Annotated in this window: 13 protein-coding genes and 3 pseudogenes; 8 read left to right on the forward strand and 8 right to left on the reverse strand. The window is 37.6% G+C overall.

The window, feature by feature from the left end:
* Positions 1 to 29 precede the first annotated feature (29 nt).
* A pseudogene (locus MSVAZ_RS19460) lies at positions 30 to 1,160 on the reverse strand (IS630 family transposase).
* A gap of 515 nt (positions 1,161 to 1,675) precedes the next feature.
* Between MSVAZ_RS19460 and MSVAZ_RS21175 the strand changes: the two are divergent.
* Positions 1,676 to 4,489: a PKD domain-containing protein gene (locus MSVAZ_RS21175; protein WP_052727920.1), complete on the forward strand. Its 2,814-nt coding sequence runs from the start codon at positions 1,676 to 1,678 to the stop codon at positions 4,487 to 4,489.
* A gap of 494 nt (positions 4,490 to 4,983) precedes the next feature.
* On the opposite strand, the gene MSVAZ_RS08110 is transcribed toward MSVAZ_RS21175, so the two are convergent.
* Entirely contained in the window at positions 4,984 to 5,190 is a 207-nt protein-coding gene (locus tag MSVAZ_RS08110) for a nucleotidyltransferase domain-containing protein (protein ID WP_048123807.1), read from the reverse strand.
* Positions 5,191 to 5,247: 57 nt separating this feature from the next.
* On the opposite strand from MSVAZ_RS08110, the gene fpoO reads away from it, so the two are divergent.
* Both fpoO and MSVAZ_RS08120 read left to right on the forward strand, forming a co-directional pair.
* On the forward strand, positions 5,248 to 5,625 hold the full coding sequence (fpoO, locus tag MSVAZ_RS08115) for a F420H2 dehydrogenase subunit FpoO (RefSeq protein ID WP_048120059.1): 378 nt from the start codon (positions 5,248 to 5,250) through the stop codon (positions 5,623 to 5,625).
* A 388-nt stretch (positions 5,626 to 6,013) separates the two neighbouring features.
* Positions 6,014 to 8,725 carry a LamG domain-containing protein gene (locus MSVAZ_RS08120; protein WP_232316256.1) on the forward strand — a complete coding sequence of 904 codons (2,712 nt, stop codon included), beginning with the start codon at positions 6,014 to 6,016 and terminating at the stop codon, positions 8,723 to 8,725.
* 789 nt (positions 8,726 to 9,514) lie between these two features.
* Here MSVAZ_RS08120 and MSVAZ_RS08125 read toward each other — a convergent pair.
* From MSVAZ_RS08125 to MSVAZ_RS08150, 5 genes are all read right to left on the reverse strand, one after another.
* Positions 9,515 to 10,612 carry a glycosyltransferase family 2 protein gene (locus tag MSVAZ_RS08125; RefSeq protein WP_048120063.1) on the reverse strand — a complete coding sequence of 366 codons (1,098 nt, stop codon included), beginning with the start codon at positions 10,610 to 10,612 and terminating at the stop codon, positions 9,515 to 9,517.
* A gap of 1,474 nt (positions 10,613 to 12,086) precedes the next feature.
* Complete coding sequence (locus tag MSVAZ_RS18795) at positions 12,087 to 12,761, reverse strand: glycoside hydrolase family 16 protein (protein WP_157206045.1); 675 nt, start codon at positions 12,759 to 12,761, stop codon at positions 12,087 to 12,089.
* 774 nt (positions 12,762 to 13,535) lie between these two features.
* Complete coding sequence (gene pdxT / locus MSVAZ_RS08135) at positions 13,536 to 14,135, reverse strand: pyridoxal 5'-phosphate synthase glutaminase subunit PdxT (protein ID WP_048120065.1); 600 nt, start codon at positions 14,133 to 14,135, stop codon at positions 13,536 to 13,538.
* Positions 14,136 to 14,590: 455 nt separating this feature from the next.
* Positions 14,591 to 15,487, reverse strand: coding sequence for a pyridoxal 5'-phosphate synthase lyase subunit PdxS (gene pdxS / locus MSVAZ_RS08140; protein ID WP_048120067.1), 897 nt, complete (start codon positions 15,485 to 15,487; stop codon positions 14,591 to 14,593).
* Between the two features lie 2,181 nt (positions 15,488 to 17,668).
* The gene (locus tag MSVAZ_RS08150) at positions 17,669 to 18,097 is read right to left on the reverse strand and encodes a PKD domain-containing protein (protein ID WP_048120071.1); all 429 of its coding nucleotides are present in this window, start codon (positions 18,095 to 18,097) and stop codon (positions 17,669 to 17,671) included.
* 752 nt (positions 18,098 to 18,849) lie between these two features.
* Here MSVAZ_RS08150 and MSVAZ_RS08155 point away from each other — a divergent pair.
* The 5 genes and pseudogenes from MSVAZ_RS08155 to MSVAZ_RS21800 all read left to right on the forward strand — a co-directional run.
* Complete coding sequence (locus MSVAZ_RS08155) at positions 18,850 to 19,479, forward strand: DJ-1/PfpI family protein (protein WP_048120073.1); 630 nt, start codon at positions 18,850 to 18,852, stop codon at positions 19,477 to 19,479.
* A 15-nt stretch (positions 19,480 to 19,494) separates the two neighbouring features.
* Positions 19,495 to 19,617 (forward strand): hypothetical protein, encoded by a 123-nt coding sequence (locus MSVAZ_RS21540; protein WP_269746813.1) that lies wholly within the window; start codon positions 19,495 to 19,497, stop codon positions 19,615 to 19,617.
* Between the two features lie 6 nt (positions 19,618 to 19,623).
* Complete coding sequence (locus MSVAZ_RS08160; protein ID WP_198146819.1) at positions 19,624 to 19,944, forward strand: GNAT family N-acetyltransferase; 321 nt, start codon at positions 19,624 to 19,626, stop codon at positions 19,942 to 19,944.
* A gap of 237 nt (positions 19,945 to 20,181) precedes the next feature.
* Positions 20,182 to 21,501, forward strand: a pseudogene (locus tag MSVAZ_RS08165) (IS1634 family transposase); the annotation flags it as partial.
* A gap of 108 nt (positions 21,502 to 21,609) precedes the next feature.
* A pseudogene (locus tag MSVAZ_RS21800) lies at positions 21,610 to 21,951 on the forward strand (IS1634 family transposase); the annotation flags it as partial.
* Positions 21,952 to 22,340: 389 nt separating this feature from the next.
* Here MSVAZ_RS21800 and MSVAZ_RS08175 read toward each other — a convergent pair.
* Positions 22,341 to 23,159, reverse strand: a complete 819-nt coding sequence (locus MSVAZ_RS08175; RefSeq protein WP_048120080.1) for a nitroreductase family protein — start codon at positions 23,157 to 23,159, stop codon at positions 22,341 to 22,343.
* Positions 23,160 to 23,225 lie beyond the last annotated feature (66 nt).

The following is a 23,225-nucleotide window of genomic DNA, read 5'->3' on the forward strand; positions in this document are numbered from 1 at the left end:
AACTAAATTGCTCAGATACTAGTGTCGAGTCAATCTTCAATTGTCGGATAAAGACATGATAATTTTATCCTTGCATCATCTGTTGTGAATTGCCAGTTAACCTTTGAATTTTTGTTGTTTCTGTAATTTTGCCATGCCAATACTTCTTTTCTAACAAGCTCGATGTTATCCATTCTTCTTTTTAAACATTGACCTGAAAGCACGTTCAACTCAATCTCTGCTATGTTCAACCAACTTCCATGTTTTGGTGTGTACACAAACTCAAACCTATCCCACAGTGCCTTTGCTTTAGCTGGTGGAAATGCTTCATAGAGAGATCCAGGGACATGAGTATTTGATTGTCCATTATCAGCGTAATTTTATTTGCATTTTCACGTTGAAGTGCGATTTTTTCCCGAAAATACGCCCAATCTTGCTTGGTTTTTCTTTCAGTAATATTTACCATTCGTTTTCCTGCTAACGGTTCACAGGCAAGAAATATATTGCACACTCCACAACGTTTGTATTCGTAATCATATCTGGCTGTTTTTCCAGATGAACAGGGGATAGGAATTATGGTTTCTGCAATCAGTTGTTTTGGAGATTCGTCCATACATATGACAGGATTTAACGGATCAAATGGACGTTTATAAACGTCCAGAACCATTTCCATATTTGCAACAAAACTACTGTTCTGTTCAGGAGGAATTACCCATTCTTTCTTTTGCCAGGGTTTAATTTCGTTTTTTTAATATATGACGTATTGTTTCGTGAGAAATGCTTTCGATATAGCCAAGCTCTATAACTTTATCAGCTAACAACCTCAAAGACCATCTTGCAAAACCTTCAGGAGGTTCACTGCAACTCAATGCAACTAAATGGGCTTCAAAATCACCATCAACTTTTTTAGTATAAATCCGATTTCTGTTTTTTCCATTAAGGGCAATTTCAAGACCGTCTTCAACAAAGCGCCTTTTTACACGATCAATTTTTCTCATACTGATGTTCAGGATACGGGAGATTTCTTCGTTGGTTGAATGGTTGACATTACATTCACCTTTATCGCAATTGAGTAAGATTAGAGCATTGAGAATTTTTTGTGAATTTTGTTTACCCTTTGAGATAAGTTCACAAAGATCTTTGCGTTCGTCTTCAGTGAGTGTTACAGTATATCTTTTCATAAGTAATCCTAAAGATTACTTATGAAAAAATACAAGAAATACATTACGACCGTTTAGGTTTGACTCGACACTAGCCTTAAACTGCTTTTTACTTGCTTTTCTTGTATAGTAAGATGTTGAAAAGTCAGCAACCGATTTTGATCTTGAAAGAGCATGCCAAATACATATGACATTGATAAAACATTTGATTACCCGAATTTTAAAAAATATTTTAAATAAGAAAGTTTTAATAGAATACATTTGTAATTCTTAATAGTTAAAAACGTTTATTTTTATTTCATTTGGAAAATTAACTAACGGGTACTGGACATCATAGCCCTATTATAATTTTAATGGTCGTTGATAACTTTTCCGATCAAGCTGTCTCAAAACTCGACCAATTCCTACAATTAAATAATTTTTATTATTGAATTTAAATTTAGATCGGAAACTATTCTGAAATTTAAGCATATATTTCCCTTAATTTCGATAGTATGAGCAGGTGTCTAATATTCGTCAAGGAGGACAAGGATATTATGAAACATATACTCAGAATGTTTGCGTTCATAGCAGTTGTGCTCTTGATCGCAGGAGTGCCAGTTGCTCAGGCTACTGTTGAAGAAGGTTGGCCAGTTAGCAAACCGAACACTCCCAAAAATGCAGATGATCTTTTCATAGACTTTGAGAAGGGAATCGATGGAATTCAGATTGAAAACACTATTCCAAGTCTGAAGTTCACTACAACCTCTGGGCTCAATTGGAGATACGGTGATATCCGAACAGGTAATTATAATGTTGATCCATACGGGAGCAAAGCATATGAAACTAGAGGAAATTTCTTTGCCTGGTTGGGTGAAACTGGAGACACGGGCCGAATCGATTTTCCAGGAGGAGGCGCTACTTACTGTTCCGTCCTTGTTAGTACATATTCTGGTGTGGTTCTGGATGCCTACAACAGTACGGGTGTATTAATAGCTACTAGTGGCAGGTGTGGTTCTAATCTTGACACCGGAACCTTAACTCGTCTGACCGTTGACGCTCCCACAGGACAGTATATTTCTTACGTTTTGATTCATGATACGGGCAACTACTGGCTAATGGATGATCTGTGCACAGATGCCAAAGGTGTTATCCCTGTGCCCGGGAGATCTATTGGGAAACACAGCGATAAGTTCGACATAGTGTTTGTACCCGATGATGACTATGGATCATCAGCAGATATTGATAAGTGGTTGCCGACTTTTCTCGATGACATTAATCATCAAATTGATGAGAGGCTTGGTGGAGCAGCTCCCGTGAGTGGAAATCTAAGCAAGTTCAATTTTTACTACACGAAACTTCAGGGAACTGCCAGCAGCAAGACACTTCCAGCCGACTTAACTCAGATGTCGCCTTTTGCCGATGCATACGTAATCTTTCATACTGAAGAGTTCGGTGATTCAACTAGAATGGGCCCACCCAGTATTTATGGAGCTGAAGGACCGGTCGGAAGGTCATTTATCCATGAAAGTGGCCACGGGATTTTTGGACTGGCGGACGAATATGATGACGATAACTGCATCACGTTCTACTTCCAGCCAAATCCGATGCCAAATATCTGGGCCACCGAAGCTGAAGGTAGAGCAGATGCAACTAAAGAAGGTTGGAACCCTGATGATATTCAAAATTTCACAGATTGTCAGGGTGATTGGTGGAAACTTGGCACCAAAGAATACATTATGTGTGACGGAAGTTTCTTTGCCAATGGATGGGGAGCGCCGGCCTCCAGGAGAATCCAATGGTTCTTAGGCCAATATCCAAGTGACAATACGAAAGCAAAAGCTTCTACCCAATCGGAGAAATCCATATCCTTGAATCTGCAAATATCGTCGGATGTATTCAGTCTGTTGGATGATAGTTTTGTTACAGACTCTGCCCCTAGCTATCTTCCTGGAAAGTATGATTTTACGACAAAGGTATATTCAACCAGCGGAGAATTGTTGAGAGAATATGGATTTAATGATCCGAGACGAATATTAGCTGAATCGGACTATGAAGGACCAACCTTGTTAGATAATGTTAATTTCCAATTGACACTACCGTATTTCAACAATGGTGGTAGAGTTGATTTGATTGAATCTGCGACTGGGAGCGTTAAATTGTCGGTTGACATATCCAAATATGCCTCAACGGATACTACTCCACCTTCCTCAATAACTAATATCCAGTCCACCAACGGCACAACCTGGCTCAACTGGACTTGGACTAATCCCTCAGATCCCGATTTCTCCCACACAGAAATCTACCTGAACGGTCCTTTCCAGACCAACACCTCTGCTGGATACTTCAACACCACCGACCCCCAGCCAGAAAAAAGTTATACTCTCATTAGGACCAACCCCTCAAATCCCGATTTCTCCCACACAGAAATCTACCTGAACGGTCCTTTCCAGACCAACACTTCTGCTGAATACTTCAACGCCACCGGCCTCCAGCCAGAAAAAAGTTATACTCTCAGTACGCGCACTGTAGATGATTCTGGAAATGTCAATCAGACGTGGGTCAATTCAACAGGTACTACCAAAAAAGAACTTGTACTCCCTGTAGCGAACTTTTCTGCAAAACCCACCGAAGGAAAAGCACCATTAACGGTTGCTTTCACTGACACCAGTACAGGAGACCCGACCAAATGGAAATGGGATTTTGGAGATGGAACAACTTCAATCCAACAGAATCCTAAGCATAAATATTCCAAAGCAGGAAACTATACGGTAGCACTTACGGTAAGCAATGCGGCAGGCAGTAATACAGTAACAAAAGACGGCTATATACAAGTTATAGAAAAACCTGTAGCTAACTTTTCTGCTTCCCCGACTTCTGGGAAAGCACCATTAAACGTTAAATTTGCTGACACAAGCACAGGAACACCTACTTACTGGTACTGGAACTTTGGAGACGGATCAAAGTCATACCTACAGAATCCGACTCATAAGTATTCAAAGATAGGGGTCTATACTGTTAGCTTAATAGTAAAGAATGCTGCAGGAAGTAGCGAAGTAACAAAAACAAATTATATAAAAGTAGTAACAAAGCCGGTTGCCGCATTCTCTGCGTCTCCGACCTCTGGAAAAGCTCCATTAACGGTTGCCTTTACTGACAAAAGTACAGGCTTACCAGAGAAGTGGAAATGGAGTTTTGGAGACGGGACAATTTCAAGGGAACAGAATCCAGAACATCAGTATTTACAGGAAGGAAAATATAAGGTTACACTTACAGTAAGCAATGCGGCAGGCAGCAATACTGTAACAAAAACAAATTACATAACAGTGACAACAAATACAAGACCGGGAATATACTCTGAAAACGAATAAAACCCAAATTAAAAAACAAGAAAAATATCAAGACTAAAGGATAGTGGTGGGTCATTGATCAAATCTGACAAAGGGCCCACACACCCTATTTTGCAGAGTTGAGAATCCATACATATATATTATTTTTAATAAATTATTGTCACTATCTAATCAGCATGAAAGTATTTTCAACTACTTTCAGATTTCTGAAAGGATGTTCAGGTCTAACCGTGAAGAAGTTGAAGGCATCCTTAAAGCTGGAGATCAGGTAAAAGTCGTTTTTACGGACAAAGTAAAGTATGAAAATGAGATCTCTTAAGGAATGGCAAGTTTTGAAGGAGCAATTTAATAACAGTGATTGAAAAGGGAAGAAAAAGGGATACAACGAAATAATAAGTGTGATTTAAAACTTATTTTTTAATGCACAAGTGCATTTTAGTCTAAAATGCGAGTTTGAGTCACCAGCATATAATTTATTTTTTCATTGACTTTTATATATAACTCAACTACCTTTTTTACTGCAAGTTGAAAACTATCCTTTCTCCTTTTGTAAGTTTGCTGGAAAGATAAACACCTATATCAATATCGCTTAGCGGTCCTTCCGTTCCCTCTGCTGTCGAACCAAAGAGATATGCAAGTTCTACATATTCCTTTTTATTAAAAAATTCAGGAAGCAAGATACACAGAATTTCTTTCCCTATCTCGTGAATTTTAAGACCCATTGTATTTTCTCTATGTCCTGTTCTTTCAAATACGTTATGTTGTAAGAATGGATATACATGATAGGTTGTGCTCTTTGCAGGCTCACAATTCCAATAGTTATTCCTGTCCGGGTTTTCCGTTCCCGCCTCAAATTCGCCTATTCTGAGGGTATCTGGAAAGGGCTATGTGATACCTGCCTGGATTCCTCCCAGGAGACCTATTTAAGCATCGACAAAAACGAAATCTCCTGCAGGAGAAACAAATGCGTTTTGTGCGGTAAAAAAGGCAGGGTTTACCCTGTGGAAATCCAGATTCCTGATTTTTCAACAGGAGTTATAAAAAGAAAGGTAAATGTCTGCACAAAATGCCTGGATTCTATCAATGAGACTTATATAAGGTTTAAAGGGGAACAGATTGAGGGTTCGGCTTGTGAACACGGGCATGGGCATTTGTAAGTTCATGAATATTGAGTTTTGAGTAAAGCTGCAGTTTGCGGCTTTATTTCTTTTCTTATTAGCATGAAAGTTCTTTCAAGTACTTTCATTTCTTTGTGCCTGTGATTAGAAGAATTTCATGTGCGTTTTTGTTATTAAGCAAATATTCATTCGGAATATATTTGGCTCATGTTTTTTATATAGATATTATCCCAAATAGTATACTATATTTTGATATATCCAGTAGTCAATTGATATTTTAGCCGGTTTTATTTTTATTAACAGTCTTGTTAAGTTATTTCAGTGTAAATCGAATTGCTCATTTACCTGAAAGTAAAAAAATAATTAGAATTGAATCTTTAAACCCGAAATGAAATTTCTGTAAGTGAGCCAGATGAAAAATAGTTACATGCTACTAATAGTATCTTTACTACTGCTTACATCAGCAGGTGTTGCTTCTGCTGCACTACCATATTACATTGACCCACAGCGGAATTTGTGGCTTAATATCAGCATGGATGGTAGTACACAATATTTCAATGTATATAATACACCTGGATATTCTCCAAATGGGGATGCAGTCATGTGGGCGTATGATAATTTCAGCTCAAGCAACTTAGACACATCAAAGTGGACCAGTTATAAAAAAGGGAGTAGTAAATCAACAGTAGCTATAAAGAATGGACAGCTTATATTGTCAGGTTCAGGCGTGACCTCCTCTGCAAATGTTGTGCTGAATAAACCGTTTACTAACGGAATTGAACTGGCAGTTAATGAAACGATTTCGAAGGGTACCGGTGATGTAGGTACATATACTGATGCTTCTTTTGGTTCTGGCCCACTCGCAGGTGTGACTAATGAAGTCGATTTAGATTTGTGTCATATAGTTCTCTATTCGCTCCACAGATTGATCTCTATCTTAAGACTTGACAATCTGGTTGATATTGGCAGTAATTCAGGAACAGGTTGGTGGCACACCGTTTTCTCCACCGTTGATGGATCATTCCAAAGTCAGGGAATATCAAGATCAATAATTTGGACAAATTCAAGCACTTCGGATGCTATTATGCCTAATCCTGGCATCACGCTAAGTGAGTACACCGGAGAAAATCTTCCACATACAGTTGCATATAGTTACGATACTTACGGCAATGCAAATATGAGTATGCTCAATGTAAACCAAAATCGTCTCCCATTATCTATACCTGACCCATACGGTTGTAACCAGTTTAATCACATTGCCGTATATTACAATTCATCTGGAGTATTTGGCCACAACTGGTGGATGCTTGTTACAACAATATGTACATATTCAGATAGTAAGTATGAAAATGCATGTTTATATTATTCTGATGATGGCCTGCTCTGGTATGTACCACCAGGAGTAACAAATCCAATAGGAAAGCAGATTGTATCTAAATATGACTCAAACGTTTATGGGTCTGATCCTGATGTTGTATACAATCCTGCGACTGGAAAACTTATGTGCTACTATGTAATTGGAGACGATACCGGTAATGTAAATGTAGAAGATTTAAAAGTTAAGACATATGATGGTAATACTGTTTCGCCTGAAATGAAAGTTATCGCTCATGGAGTAGCAACAACTGTTTTGTACGATAACACCGCAGGAACGTTTTACATATGGACTGTTGATAATGATTCCAATCCAAATGTAATATACAGGTATACTTCAACTGACGGTATAAATTTCACTAATAAGCAAGTAGTTGGTCAGTCAAGCGAGTGCGAACCCTATCATGTAAAAGTAATTAATCGTCCTGGAGACTCAAAGCTCTATGCGCTTTTTACATTCAAAGGCAACAACGATCTATATATTGCAACTGCAAACAAATACACGGATAATTTTACAATTCAAAATTCACCTCTTCTACAGGTTGATGACTCTTCATCTATCACACATAAAAATATTGAATTCTCTTTCAGTGCAGGTAAATTTAGCGATGACGGAAACATTCTGAAACTATGGATAACTGCTAAAGATACCAATGGGGTTTGGGATGCTTTTTACACACAAGCAACTCAGGCAAATGGTATCTGGAAAGTTGGAAATTTCACAACTCTACATGCTCCTGTCATGACAGTCAAAAATGAAAAGTGTCTCAATACCCCGAAACAGTGGATGCTCTCACAGGGCGACTACGTAAACAACAAAGGAGTCATAAGGAAAATCAACGAAATTTGGGGATACAAAATAGGTCACACACCAAAAGTAAAAGTAACGAATATGGGAACATATATGCAAATTGAAGTTGTGCCAACTGATTCCCAGAAAGTGACTGATTACCAGGTGATGATCCCTGCTAGTTTTCTTAACTTATCATCTCAGATTGACTCTCTGGATATTGAACCTGTGCCAGATGACTCCGAGAACACGACTAATTCTCAAGTGATGGCTTCTGCGAGTCTTCTTAACTCATCATCCCAAAATGATTCTCCGGATATTGAACGTGTCCAGGCAGGAAAGGACACGTCCACTTCAAAAGGAGTAATTAATTGGAAAGGGCAAAACTGGTATTTGACAGGTGACAAAGCAAACCCTGGCAATAATTACTGGAATACTTCGGGTGCATGGATAGATAACCAGGACAGAATGCACTTAACAGTTGTAAATAATAACAGTAAATGGGAATGCACAATGTTAAACAGCCAGTATACATACTGTTATGGTACTTTTACGTGGACTGTAGCTTCACCTGTTTACACATTTGATAAAAACAGTGTAGTAGGACTCTGTACTTATTTAGATGACAATAATGCATTAAATCTGGGAATTTCAAGATGGGGTGACCATAATGGAAATCAACTATGGTACTTTATAGAACCTTCTATAATTAAAGGAAACAGTAAGGCGTATGGGGTTCCACCGAGCATCGAAGGCACAAACACGACTTATAGAATTGAGTGGAAACCAAATTATATAAGATTCACATCCACAAAGGCAGACGGAACAGTTATAGCAGGCTATACTAATACAAATATTTCTACAATTCCGAAGGAGCCCGAAAATGTCATAATGAATTTGTGGTTAGTGGATCCTCCATCCGATGGAAAAAACATTGAACTTATACTAAGTAATTTCACAGTTACAGATGAGTGAATTATAAAGCGGCTTTGAAAAATAAGACCGTAAGTCTCTTTCCTTTATAATTTGCTGTGAGAACAGGAATGTAGCAGGTAGAGAATGAACCTGTGGACTCTTATCTATATTTAGGGAATAATTACAGGACTCAGAGATACTTTGTTTGCGTCTAGCTGAGTGAGTTATGGTTGTCTTATTACAGACTTCAGAGATACTTTGTTTGAGTCTAGCTGAGTGAGTTATAGTTGTCGTATATCAGATGCCTATTTGATAGTATACAGGCACACTGTATACATTAAATTCTGTATTGCCATTAGATAAAACATTGCATGTTGCCATTGTTTGACATTTAGCCACAGGTACTGCAGATCAACATTATGGAGTTATACAAAAATGCGGCTGATGCCAAAGATGAGCATTAGTAAACCTACTAGGAATGTTGTAGTTTTCTGGACTCTGCCGCTATCTATTAACAGCGAGGCATATTTGTTGAATTCTGGATATGCTTTTTCACGAACCCATTTGGAGATTGTCCAGTTTAATACTAACAACCCTTTCGATTCTTCTGCAAAATTCTTGTTTTGTAGATGTCTTTTGATAATTTTATAGTAACATCCGCCGAAACCAGTAATGAGACGAACGTCTGCAGGTACCGCGTCAACAACATATGCCAGTTATTAAATTGATAATACACACGATATGTAAAAATAATATGCAAATAGTGCGTTAATAATGCATGCCAGATATTAATTTGATCCGGTACGCGATACATGCCAATCGTATTCAGGTAGTAGGTCAATGACATTATTACCAATCCTGATTCGGTTTAAAGAGGAAGAGGTAGTATGCATAGACCAGCTGAGCAATAGTAAACCATGCATAAAAAATCTGAGGAATAAATGTTATTCTTACAAGATAGTCCCAATTACTGGGATTCTGTACATATCGAAGTGTGTAAACACTGTCCACGTACATTAAAATCATTACCAGTAAGAATATCCAATTGGGATGATAAACACCCGTCACTATGTCATAAAAAGCATAGTGTAGCAAAAGAATCTGGAAAGCCAACATAATCCAGAAAAATCCAGCATTCAGGATGTCTTTTCTGGTGCTTTTATTCCATCCGTGCTCCCACAATGTGTCAAGTCCCCCACGAAGCCAGCGAACCCGTTGTTTCCATAACTCATTTAGTTTTAATGGGACATCTGTCCAGGCAAGCATCCCAAAGCCTGAAGCTGTGTGGTAACCAAGTTCTTTTAGAGTCATCGTTAACTCGTAGTCTTCGGTGATATTATGCACATCGTACACGGTGCAGTCAACTTTTCCGGTATCGATGCGCTTTTGCATAACTGCTTTTATTGCTTTCACTTTATATACCGTGCACATCCCGTGTGCGACTTTAATTCCCCTATCCTGACTAACTCGGCTTCTGTCGAACTCTGCATATTCGACATACTGCCAGTGATATACTAACTTTTCAAAAAATCCATTAGTTTCCTGTTTGACTACACCGGCGCGAGAGCACACTGCCCCAAGCAGGGGGTCCAGTTGAAATTCGATTAATGCCTGCTCAACAAGATCTGGAGCTATGACTGTATCACCATCGACTGATAACACGTAATCATATGAATTCAGATCAACATTTTCATAGGCAGCATTAAGTGCTCCAGATTTTTTAAATTTATTTCCAACAGTTTCTATCAAATTTACGCGGTTATCAGTAGCAGCTATACTTCTTACTATGCCCGCTGTATTATCTGTACTGTTATCACTTATTACAAGAACATCGACCTTGACTGTTTGAGTAAGAATGGATTCAATGGTAGAGCGGATTATATCTTCTTCATTATGAGCTGGCACAAACGCGATGACGTTGTTCCTTGAGGGCAGAACGGTTGTCATTTTTCAATTCCTCCTGATATATACTACAATAATTTATTGGTTCTGTTCTCTAATACTATACTTTTTAAAGTAATACTCATAAATTGTAAGTATCTATATACATATAGTCCTATTTTTACCATCTAACTACTTACCGAGTAGTAATATACATAGATTTTTAGTATATAGAAGTATTTGTAATAATAAATCATATATTTCATAAAAAATAATAAAACTTGCTATTAAATAGAGTGCTATTTTATTAATATGAAAATATACAAGTTGATCCCAAAAATCAAAGATTTTTTTAAAATATAGAACTTTGGAGAATCAATCAAGCTTCTAATCAGAAAAGTAATTCTAAAACTCTCTCTTTTTGAGAACAAAGTTAGTTTGGATAATCTCATTAGATATTTACTAAAAATTAAATCTATAGCATTCTCAATAACTCGCTTTCCGCAGAAAAATTTTATATTTAATAATCTTTACAGATATCGATTTTCAATCAAACATGGATTTATTAAACTTTTATACAGAAGGTAAAAGCAACTCTTTTGGAGTCGGTTAAGATACGATTCTTCAAAAATATGTTATTTTTGTTGCTGATTTTGTAATCTTATTTTGACAGCACCCACTAATTAATACTGAATATTTCTCTTATTTTTACCCAAGTTGGCTTAACAAGTCCTATAAATTTCTAAAAATTTGTTATATATTCTACATAATTCCATTAATTTTTGCTACAATCAAGTTATTGATCTGATAAAAATTCGCAAAAATATATATTTTTATCAAGGCCGGTTTACTTTTCCCCATTTTGGTCGGATTACTTTTCCCCATTTTGGCCTGATTACTTTTCCCCATTTTGGCCTGATTACTTTTCTCCATATTTTGATATAAATTTTACCCAATTTTTGTATCCTCAAATTTTATGGATAAAAGTAAATTTCATGTATTTGCTGAAAATTTAAAAATTTGACTAAGTCTAGAAAACAACCTCATGCGATGTATTAAACTGTATAACTGTATTCTAAAATTGTTGCATATTTTTCGAGTTAGAAAATTTTCAATTGAATTTGAAGAGGACACCTTATTTTTTATTTAACTGTAAAAGTTAGGTTGTAAACCTAAAAATATAAATTTGGATGAGTAGATGGTTGCAGTAGTCATTTCGAGATTAATAGATTCCTCAACCGAATCTAAATGATAAGTAACTATATAGTATATTTAGAAATCAATATATCATCCTTTATTCACCAAATGTGATTAAAAGATTAAACTATTGGTATCTGTTTTAAAAATGCTATCCGAAGAAAATATTTATTTTCAAAAAAATACTGCGTATCCTGGGCAGTAAGTAGAAACAGAAAAATTTGCTCAGTAAGTAGAAACAGAAAAATTTGCTAATTTTGTCTCATTTCGTTTTCGAAATTGAATGAGTTGTGCCCTGAGAACGTGTCTAAAAACTAAAAAAGGAAAGAGTCTTTCGCCTCAGTTAAGATGGCACATAACTAAAGTCAGATAAAACCATCTCTGCATTCTGTCCATTTATTGGCGCTAAATGATTCATAAGCCACATCTGCATCGCAACTCCACCTTCTACATGCGGAATGCTTGTCTGGTCTGTACAGTTCCAGTCAGATATGACAGTTCCATTAGAAAGCTTTGCAGTAAAGTGGACATACGTTGGCTCCCAATCAAAACTGTATGTTACGTCTGTAGCGTTCTGGTAAGGAGAGTCATAAGTTATTGCACTCTGGTATGCATTTGGCTGGGCACTATAACTAAGTCTGTCACTGCATATCCAGCCCCACTGAGTAGCTTCAATATCTATCTCATTGGCATCGTTATGGCGGAAAAACATAGCAGCTACAATATTCGGATCGAGATTCAGTATTGGTGATGAAACCGTCCACTTGTATACACCATAGCTATAGTCAGTGGATGTTGTGTCAACTTCTGTTGAATACCAGATATCTCCGACTTTCTGGATTGTAAGGTGTAGTTTCTGGTTTTCATCAATCCAAACATTATTGCTGGAACTGCTCCAGTAGTTACCACCAGGATTACCAGTTCCACTTCTTACCCACCACTCTTCACCACACCAGTTTAGATAAGTTTCTGCATCAGCAACATTTGTAATCATAAGCAAGCCTAACATACTTGACATTATGATTTGAGTATATTTATTCCCCATATTTATTAATTGGAGTAATTAGATAAAAATTAGTATTACTTTGATAAAATAGAAACTGTTAAGTAGTGTTATATGTACAAACACTTTCCTGAGGAAAACTTCATATTTAAGAATTTAGGCTCTTCGTCATTTCAGATGGGTAGTTTGAAATCTAACTTTCCTAATTTTAGATAGATCATAGTAATAAAATACTTAGTGTTTCGATATCCTCTTGCATTTCTTTTTATTAACCTTAACTCTCCCTCGCATAGAAAGTAAACCAATTAAAGAATTGTGTCTTTTAATGTTGTTTTTCAACGGATTTTTGCATTTTTCCCTTCTCTATTGCTTTTAACTTACTTTCCGCAGATTAACTTACTTTCCGCAGATGCCCGTTCAATTTTCACAATTTTTCCTGTTATCGTTTTTTCTGAAAACCGTCCTGTCTACTCAAACATGTGTTTTTGAAACATCCCACAATTTTCTGCCTTTTGCCTTCATTGAAAACTTCCAGCACCTATTTCCCGAAGCTTCAGTTGAGATAATAACTCCAGATTTCCAAATAATTTTCCAAAAACGATAGCAGAAAAACACGTTATCATTTTGAAGACACCTGCGGAAGGTCAAATGGAAAATAAAACAGTAATAATAAAAAAACAATCATCAATAATTGAAAATGAAAGGAAAATAAATAAAATTAGCAGAAGGTAAATTAAATTGAAAGAAATCCCAAAAAAGCCAGAAGTAAAGCCGAAAGCCCTTCTGAATTTAACAATTAAACACTTTATCCAGGAAGTACTGATGAATCCGTAAATCCTCGGTTAATTCCGGATGGAAAGCAAGAGCCAGCACATTTCCCTGCTCTGCAGCAATAATCAGGTCATCGAGCCTGGAAAGCACGCGAACCCCAGGCCCACAGCTCACGATTCCGGGAGCCCTTATAAACACGCCGGTGAAAGGAGAATCAAGTATCTCGACCTCAAGTTCAGCTTCAAAAGAATCCCTCTGCCTTCCGAAAGCGTTTCTATTGACCTTTGTATCCATAATTCCGAGCAATTCCTGGCTGGTTTTCTCAACCTGCTCGTCGCCACCCTTTGCAAGTACAATCAAACCTGCACAGGTCCCAAGGATCGGAACTCCTCTTGAAGCCGCATCCTTTATCTCCTCTGCAATCCCCTCGCGGGCAAGCAACCTGCAAAGTGTGGTACTCTCTCCGCCAGGAATCACAATTCCGCTGCACTCCGGGATAACACCCTTATGCTTTACCGCAACTACCTCTGCATCTATCCCTCTTTCCTTGAGGGCTTTCTTCAAAGCATTAATATGCTCAGAAACCGCTCCTTGAATAGCGATTACACCTATCTTCATGAAAAACACCATTTTCCAAAATTAATTCATTATCTGTTAATCCGAAAATAAAAAATTTTAATTGATTTATTCTTACAGCCCGTAAGAAAGAATCCATTTTTAAAAATTGAATTTCAACCGTTGCACCGGTTTATCACACCGTTTCAAGGGATTTTCGATCAAGCCTCTTAAAAAAGCTTGCGAGCAAGCAGTTTTTCCAAAAGGCTTGCAGGCAATCACATATTAAAAAGACCTGTGATTGCGCCCTCTGCTGACCCAAAACAAAATTCGGGTAAATCAGCCGTCCTCAGAGAGTTGGAAATATAGCCTTTCTTGCCCATAGTTCAACCCTCCTAGCTAAGTTCAGTATCTTCATTATAATTCAGCCCTCTTGAGCGAACGAAGTGAGCGAAAAGGGCACCGTCCTCCCGAGACGGGACTCGGGTGGCGGAACTCGGGTGGCGGAACTCAGGGGGTTACCAGCCGCGTTCCTGAAGGGCTTCCTTTTCAGGGATAGTGTCTGCGCTGATGCCTTTCATGCCTGCGCCCACGCCTTTTGAGATTTCTGCGAGTTTTGCAGGGTTGTCAAAGTTGTTTACGGCTTCAACAACGGCTTTTGCCATTTTCTCAGGGTTTTCGGCTTTGAAAATGCCTGAACCTACAAAGACCCCGTCTGCACCAAGGCGCATCATGAGAGCGGCATCCGCAGGGGTTGCAACTCCGCCGGCTGCAAAGTTTACCACAGGCAGGCGCTGCATTTTTGAGGTTTCGACTACAAGTTCTATCGGAGCTTCGATTTCCCTTGCAACCATAATGAGTTCTTCCTTGGTTTTGCCAGCAAGGGCACGGATTTCGCCCTGAATCTGCTTCATGTGCTTAACTGCCTGGCTGACATCTCCGGTTCCAGCCTCTCCTTTAGTTCGGATCATGGCTGCTCCTTCGTTAATTCTCCTGAGGGCTTCTCCGAGGTTTCTGGCACCGCAGACAAAAGGCACGGTGAACTGCGTTTTGTCTATGTGGAAGTAGGGGTCAGCGGGGGTCAGGACTTCAGACTCGTCCACCATGTCAACACCGAGAGCTTCTAAAATTTCGGCTTCGACAAAGTGCCCGATCCTGGCTTTTGCCATTACAGGAATTGTAACCGTATCAATAATCTGCTGGACAATCTCAGGGTCGGCCATCCTGGCAACCCCACCCGCTTTTCTTATATCTGCTGGAACAGCCTGGAGGGCCATAACAGCAACTGCTCCGGCTTCTTCTGCGATCCTGGCCTGTTCCGGGTTTGTAACATCCATGATTACACCCCCTTTCTGCATTCTTGCAAAGCCCCTTTTGATAAGTTCGGTCCCATGTCGTAATTTTTCAAAGTCCATGAATGTCATCCTCTCTGTCTTGATATGATTATAAGATTCTATGCCGTGGGAAACCCTTTACACGATGAAATAACTCTTGGGTCTTTTCCACTGATTGCAACCAATAGGTTGCGGTTTTCAGTTAGTTATTTCTCCAGTGAATTGTGAATACGCTCAATAGTCAAAGGCATTATTTAAGTTATTCCTTATTAATAAATACAAAGTAAATCATATATAATAACTTAATATTTTTTCCATTAACTAAAAGTATTTCTTACACCTGTAATGTTTATTCTGCTCTTTTAAATAATGCATTACAGAGCCTTAATGCTATTTATTATTCTACCTCTAATATGCTTGCCTGAGGTTAATTAGCACTATCTCTGTTTTCATATAATATATATGATCTCCTTCAGGTTCTTAAATATATAGTTTTCTAAGAATACAATAGTTCCGATTTATCCAGGTTCCGAATGCCAATTACAAAATACATTCAATATTCTCGACCTAAAATGAATTATGCAGGATCAATGAATTCGAATGCGTGCAAAAAAACGACTCTGACCCCTACATTGGAAATTACAGCACATGAAATGAGATCCGTAGTCAATGAAGACATTGGCAAATCTATAAATTGGGGAATAAAATCACTAATTGGAATGCCAATTAAGTCGTTTCTGCGTCGGTTAAAAGAGTACATTCAGTAAAGAGATAAGCAACTACGCAGACAGTTAAGTGGAACATAGTAGCCAAAAAATATCATAAAATAGAGAATCATTGGATAGCAGAAGTTAATGAAGTTTTTAGAAACAAATGGTATTTTGATTTCTGTTGTACGAGAAATAGTTTAAAAATAAATATTTTTGATGGAAGACTCGTAATATGTAATATTTCAGTTATCAATGAAGAAAAAGTAATTGGCTATTTCAGCCATTCGGAACTATACCTGATCGGAACTACTGAGTTTAGCGATGGTTTGAAAAACCAAAATTAGGACAACTACCCAAGGTAATTACGAGGTCGATAGTCAAAGAAGGGTAAAGTGGAGTACTTTCTTTTCTTTGTGCCTGTTATTCGAAGAATACCATGTGCATTTAAAGACCCAGTGGTTTGCATTTCTCCACACTCGTTGACGTAATTAATTTTGTTCCGCAGGTGCGTAAGTCCTAAGCCATTATCAAGGCTAACTTGATAATGAATTCCTCTTTACGAAGATTATCAAAGAAAATATCTGTTCGATCATTGAATACACTACCTTATTTGAGGCAGGTCTATTTGCAAACTCTTTTGTTCTTGATTTGATACTTGCCATTGCCTATGATATTTCATTTTTCAGTGATATGATGAAATTTGCAATTTTAATCAGGACAGAAAACATCAGTGAATTTTGGTTTTGTTCCTTGTTTTTCCATTAAAGCACAATTATATTTTTATTATATAATATCACTCAAATAAAAACAGCACAGAAAAATTACTTATTTATCTCTTTTTATGTTATTTGTATGATAATTGAGGGTTTTTCTAATCTAATATTCTTTAATAGATTATAATAAAATCTTTTGAAAAATAAATATGTAAACTATATAAATAAAGTAATACACGTTATGAAACAGATTTTTGAAGATATTTAAGGTCCTATGTAGTCTTCGGTTAATAGATTTTAAAAAGACTGGGGTGTAAACTATAAGCGGGTTTCTTGAAAATTTAGTTATTGATCACATATTAACTCTGAATCGCTATCTATTAATGAAAAACTATCAAAGATTATGCTCAATAATTAAATTGCCATAACGCCAGGAATTAGGAGTTTTTTGAGTGTATATTTGTTTGGAGCAATTATTAAATAGACTACATGAATATCTGATTTCTTTTGACAAAGAGGTAAATGCAAAAATAGTACGAAATCGGGTAAATGCAAAAATAGTACAAAATAGATAGTAATATTAATTTAACATTGGCTGATTACGATTTCAACCAAGACTTTAATAAAAATGTGATTACTGAGCCCATTCCAAAACATATTAATTTAAATATAACTATATTTTTAAAGTTGTTTTCGTGAGTTATTTTTCATGACCTGATATTTTGTAAATAACTAAAAATACAGGATCCGATAAGTAATTTTGAGTTTTGGTATCAGCCCAATATAAAAGCACTTTTTATAAAAGCTGGAAATGGTAAGTAAGTTCCAACTTTTCCAATTTAGGAAATAACAATATTTTTATGAACCCACAGTTTTCCATTATAACCCGTACACTTTATAGTCATACAACTTATGTAAAAACCAGTCTTTGAATACTTGTGCACTGGATATTTTAGTGATGAAGTAATTTTTGTTCCTGATTTTGAGGTTCCATCCCCAAAGTCCCATCTGATATATGTCTCTGTACCTTTTGATAGGTCCTTAAATCGCACTATTCGAGGATCAGTATTCGAAGCGGCTACCGCAGTATAATCAATACGATTATTTCCACCTGTTAGACGTTCTGTTGCTGGTGGAGTTCCTGCACCTAGAGGAGTCTTGGTTACAACACATTTTGCACAGACTCCTTGAGACAATAAAGCTAGTATCATTAATACGGTAAAAACAGATACTGTTATTTTCCATATAGACTTTCTATTATTTTTCATATTTTCCTCCTGTTTTTTTTTATATTTATCTGGTAGTCCACGTAGCAAAAAATTACAGGAGAAATTACCTTATAAGCATACTTATTTTCAAAAAATTTAATAAAAAACGCGATGACAATTTAAAGCTTGATAAAGCTTTATCTTCTTACCTAAAAGATGATAACACTGTAAATTCATTGATAATTGTTCTAATTTTTTGCAAGCTTAAAAATAATGACTAGGAGAAGATTATATAATCCTAGATCTTAAGACAGTTCTTTATTTCCAGTAATAACCGCTGAAACCTCTACAATTTACTAGAAACCATCTATTTCAGGTATATGGTTATTGACCAACCATACAGTACCTATAGCCAGCCTTCTCAACAGACCTCCCAGTCGCCTCATCAGTCCTCCTGGCCTGTTCTGTATACACATCTTCCAGTATACTCAAACGGGGTTTTAAAAGAGGATTGATAAACCCAAGAGAATTTTACTATATCCTGAAATAATTTCGCAGATCCAGAACTGTATGAAAGTTCAATAGATGATACAAAAGCATGTCAGATATAAGCTAAACGTTGGGTAATTCTAACTCGCTTTAGTAAAGGAAAATGACTATGTAATATGAAAAAATTTAAAAAATGAAATGAAATAGTGTGTTTCCTGGATACGTGACATTACTACAATAAAAAAATTAAAACTAAAACGAATTTTGGAACTGAGTCCATAATAAGAGAAAATTATTTACAAAACATCCCCAACCTTTCTAACATGAATTTCGGATTTTTGATTTTCCCAGGGCTGGAAGAACTGGACCTTGTTGGCCCCTGGGAAATAATATCACTCTGGAGCAAATTTGCCCAGGGACCTGAGAAATGCTTCATGGTTGCCGAAAATCCTGCTCCCGTGATCTGCAGCAAAGGAATGTCCGTAAATCCTCATGTCACCTTTGCAGATTGCCCTCCACTTGATTTTCTCCTTGTGCCTGGAGGGGAAGGTACACAGATAGAAGTTGATAACCCATCCCTGATCCAATTCGTTGCCGAGCAGGCTGAACAGTGCCAAGCTGTGCTGTCGGTCTGTACTGGCACATTCATACTTCACAGTGCCGGCTTGCTCTCAAACAGGCGAGCCACTACACACTGGGCTTCCCTCCAGAAACTGCGAGACATGGGTGACGTGGAGGTAGTGGAGGATCGAATCGTAAGGGATGGGAATATCTGGACCTCGGCAGGCATTTCTGCTGGAATTGATATGGCGCTTGCATTTGTTGAATACATGACAGATGAAAAAACGGCGGGTAAAATTCAGCTTGGTGCCGAGTACTACCCTTCCGGCAGGTCTTATGGTATGATGCACAAAATTCCGCAGGCTCCTGAATATTTAAGGAAAAGGGACTAAGGAAAATGACTGACTATGAGTGAAATTATTCGCTATATTCAAAAACATGAATTGAGAGAACTGCTGGACCTCTATAAATACCTGAACAAGGATGACCCAGATATTGTAGAGGATGCTGAACTCAAAAAGCTATGGTAAGAAATATTGGAAGACCCGAGTCAGCACTACCTTGTGGTCGAAGTAGATGGAAAACTGGTATCCACCTGCGTAATGATTATTATTAAGAACCTGACAAGGAGCGCAAGTCCTTATGCTATTATCGAGAGTGTTGTGACGCATCCAGATTATAGAAAAAGGGGGATTGGAACAAGACTTTTAAAAAAGGCGCAGGAGATAGCTAGAGAAAAAGGCTGTTATAAAATTATGCTCCTTACGGGAAGAAAAGAAGCTATACCGTTTTACGAAAATGCTGGATTTGAGTGTAAATCTAAGACAGGATTTATTATCAGGTTTGACGGACGCTGATAAAACAGGTGTTTAATTAAGACTCGTGAACTATTCTTGATGCCTTCAATGATCAGCTTTAAACTTTACTTTCAAAGAAGTGCGATTTTTGCCTGGATTTTTCCTCAAAACCACTATCAGATGCCATTTCATTTCTCTTTGATTTGTTGATCCTAACTACTAAATTCACTTTAAAAAGTCTATTGATAATGATTTACTTGGAAAAGTATATATAAAGGTTGATCCTAATTAAAGAGTATGGTATTTTTGAGAAAGAAACTTATCAAAGGCAAACCTTACTGGTACATTGTAGAAGCTGCCAGGGTTAACGGAAAGGTAAAGACTGTTTTTCAGATTTATCTGGGTAGTGCAGAAAAAATACTTGAAATGAAAAAACAATGTGAATCGATGCCTTATGATAAACTTAAGTCTTTTGAGTACGGCAAGCTTGCCGCACTCCTTCATGTAAATGAAGAACTTGGATTCATTGACATAGTAAACAGGCATACTGACAAAAAATTAATAGATGGATTGAGTGTTGGAGAATACCTTTTACTCGATATAATTGGGAAATGTCACGGCATTTTAAGTGAAAACGGGATCGAAGACTGGTTCAAAAAATCCCCAATATCTTTCATGTGGAAGTTTCCTCACAAACTAAATTGCCAGAATTTCCTGAACCAAATGAGTTACATTGATTCAGATACGATGAAAAAGATTGAAGACGACCTTTGTCGGATTCTTGTTGAGAAGGGGTTAACTCCATCAATAATGTTTGTTGATGAATCAAACTGGTTTACCCATGCAACCAATTATGACGAAAAAAGTGAACTGCTTCATAAAGGATATAACAAAAAGCATCGTAAAGACAAAAATCAAATTTGTGTATCACTGGCTGTAAATGAAAACAATATACCCTTTATTCACGAAACTTATCCTGGAAATGTTCCTGATTCGGAAGAATTTTCGGGCATTGTAGACAAAATCATAAATCGACTGACTGAATTAAATATCTGTTCTGAAGATCTTGTTCTTGTTTTCGATAAAGGTAACAACTCTAAGGATAACATTGAAAAGGTAATCTCAAAAATGAGTTTTGTAGGAGCCGCAAAAGCAAATCAGGCTGAGGAACTCCTTGATGTTCCACTTTCAAGGTATAATTACTTGTATAAAAACACAAAAGGTAACGAGATTTTTGGATATAGGACAAAACATCAGTTCTACGGAACAGAATTCATAACCGTAATTACCTATAATGAAGGGACTTACAAACTTCAAAAAAGCACTTATGAAACAAACAAATCAAAAATAATTGATCAACTCCAAGACCTGCAGAGAAGATTAGAAAGCAGTAAAGGAAAAGAGAGAAACAGAAGCAGTGTCGAAAATGAAGTTGCAGAAATTATTCTGAAAAAATTCAGGACTGTCATAAAATACGAAATAATTGAAGCTCCTGAAGGTAAGAAAAAACCTCAGTTGAAGTTCTGGGTTGATGAGGAAAATGAAAAAAGGTGTGAAAAAACGTTTGGTAAGAATATTCTGTTTACGGATAAGCAGGAGTGGCATACTAAAAAGATAGGCTCTTCGTCATTCCCTGTGGATAAGATGATTTTCAATTCGAAACCGAACTGGTTTTTATGAAGACATTATGAGGATAGCCACACAAAACAACGAAGAGCCAAAAGAGTGAAAACATATAACAGTAAAAATCTTGTTGAAGACGATTTTAAGCTGTTGAACGATCATTTACTTGTCCCTGTAGGACCAGTGTATCACCACAAGGATGAAAATATAAGGGTTCATGTATTTTTGGCTATGATTGGCCTGCTTTTCTACAGATATTTGGCCTGGGAAGCAAAGATATATGGGTTTTCTATGAAACAACTGATTGAAAAACTGTCTGAAATTAAGATTGCAGTAGTTCAGGAAAAAGAATCCAAAAAAAGCAAAATTATTGTGGAAGAAATGGACACTAAACAAGCATCGTTATTTTCTTTTCTGAATATGGAGAAATATCTGCCATCGTAATGGAATCGTTGTTGGTAGGATTATTCTTTTGTTAGGCATACACAGATAAAGCCGCAGGATAACGTAAAATCACTCATCTTTGAAAGCAAAGTTAAAACTGGTAGTAGTCACTCAGTCACTCGGCAGCAGTTATTATATGTATGATAATTTTTCATATGTGTAAATTAATACAGTGAGGATAAATAGGCTCTTTTGATTCAAGAGACTCCTTTAATTCCGGTACTTCTGGCCTCAGGTCCATGTCAGTATATGGGAAAAGTTAGTCGAGCCAGGCTTTGGTCTGGTTCTTGATCCCAGCAAAATAGTAGTGTTGCCGTTCATTCAAGAGTTTCCCAGGAGAACGGCAATTTTTATCATAGTATTTGTCGCTTCCTCAAAATATTTCAACCTTACTTCCACATAACCTCAAGAGGCTTCCTGCGGGGGATTCCATAAACCCTGTACTCCGGATTGCCAAACATCATTGCGTAGGCACATTTCCTTCCTACGGGAAAGCCCAGTTCATTTTGAAGAGGTTCATAGGACATGGCAGCAGCCGCAACAAAGCCAGCCCAGCATGTCCCGATCCCGAATGCCGGTGCAGCGATATCGAAATGTGTGAGGGCGATGATAGCATCAGTAGGCGCAATAGGGTTGTCTTCCGGGATGTGGGCGAAAAGCAGGTGTGGAGCACCACGGCAGATGACATCGATTCCCTGTTCCCATGCTGAAATAAGCATCGGCACAAACCCGCTCATAGGATGGTCGGTGTTAAGCAGGTTTTTCATCCATTCGATTGTGAGTCCGGCAATCTTCTTTACTTCTTCTGGATCATGGATTATCAGCCACTGTACCGGCTGACCGTTACCTCCGGACGCGGCGTAGCGGGCAATATCGAGGACTTCAAGGATTTTCTCCTTTGGCACGGGTTCCCGGGTAAAGTGCCGGATAGACCTGCGTTTTTTGAGGTAGAAAGCCACATCCTCAGGAGAGATGTTGCCTGCATCTGAAGGAAGAAGAACTTTTTCATCAGGTAGGAAATTCAGGGTGAGTGCCTGAGATGGGCAGAAAACCTCACAGTGCCCGCAGTAGAGGCAGTGTGAAACGTTTGCTTCCTGTACCTGGGGGAGATTAGACTCATCATCCAGACCGATAATACCTGAAGAGCACATCTTTACACAAAAGCCGCATCCTGTGCAGCGATCCTGATCGACAATAATGTGAGTCATCGTATCAAATCCTATTAAAAGTAGATATATCGACCAGCCGGCATTTATTACTTTTCTTTTTTTATC

This window comes from Methanosarcina vacuolata Z-761 (assembly GCF_000969905.1).
Classification (GTDB): domain Archaea; phylum Halobacteriota; class Methanosarcinia; order Methanosarcinales; family Methanosarcinaceae; genus Methanosarcina; species Methanosarcina vacuolata.

Coding starts and splice junctions, on each gene's coding strand:
- MSVAZ_RS21175 (WP_052727920.1), top strand. CDS start 1,676: ATGAAACATATACTCAGAATGTTTGCGTTCATAGCAGTTGTGCTCTTG.
- MSVAZ_RS08110 (WP_048123807.1), bottom strand. CDS start 5,190: ATGGGTCTTAAAATTCACGAGATAGGGAAAGAAATTCTGTGTATCTTG.
- fpoO (WP_048120059.1), top strand. CDS start 5,248: ATGATAGGTTGTGCTCTTTGCAGGCTCACAATTCCAATAGTTATTCCT.
- MSVAZ_RS08120 (WP_232316256.1), top strand. CDS start 6,014: ATGCTACTAATAGTATCTTTACTACTGCTTACATCAGCAGGTGTTGCT.
- MSVAZ_RS08125 (WP_048120063.1), bottom strand. CDS start 10,612: ATGACAACCGTTCTGCCCTCAAGGAACAACGTCATCGCGTTTGTGCCA.
- MSVAZ_RS18795 (WP_157206045.1), bottom strand. CDS start 12,761: ATGTCAAGTATGTTAGGCTTGCTTATGATTACAAATGTTGCTGATGCA.
- pdxT (WP_048120065.1), bottom strand. CDS start 14,135: ATGAAGATAGGTGTAATCGCTATTCAAGGAGCGGTTTCTGAGCATATT.
- pdxS (WP_048120067.1), bottom strand. CDS start 15,487: ATGGACTTTGAAAAATTACGACATGGGACCGAACTTATCAAAAGGGGC.
- MSVAZ_RS08150 (WP_048120071.1), bottom strand. CDS start 18,097: ATGAAAAATAATAGAAAGTCTATATGGAAAATAACAGTATCTGTTTTT.
- MSVAZ_RS08155 (WP_048120073.1), top strand. CDS start 18,850: ATGAATTTCGGATTTTTGATTTTCCCAGGGCTGGAAGAACTGGACCTT.
- MSVAZ_RS21540 (WP_269746813.1), top strand. CDS start 19,495: ATGAGTGAAATTATTCGCTATATTCAAAAACATGAATTGAGAGAACTG.
- MSVAZ_RS08175 (WP_048120080.1), bottom strand. CDS start 23,159: ATGACTCACATTATTGTCGATCAGGATCGCTGCACAGGATGCGGCTTT.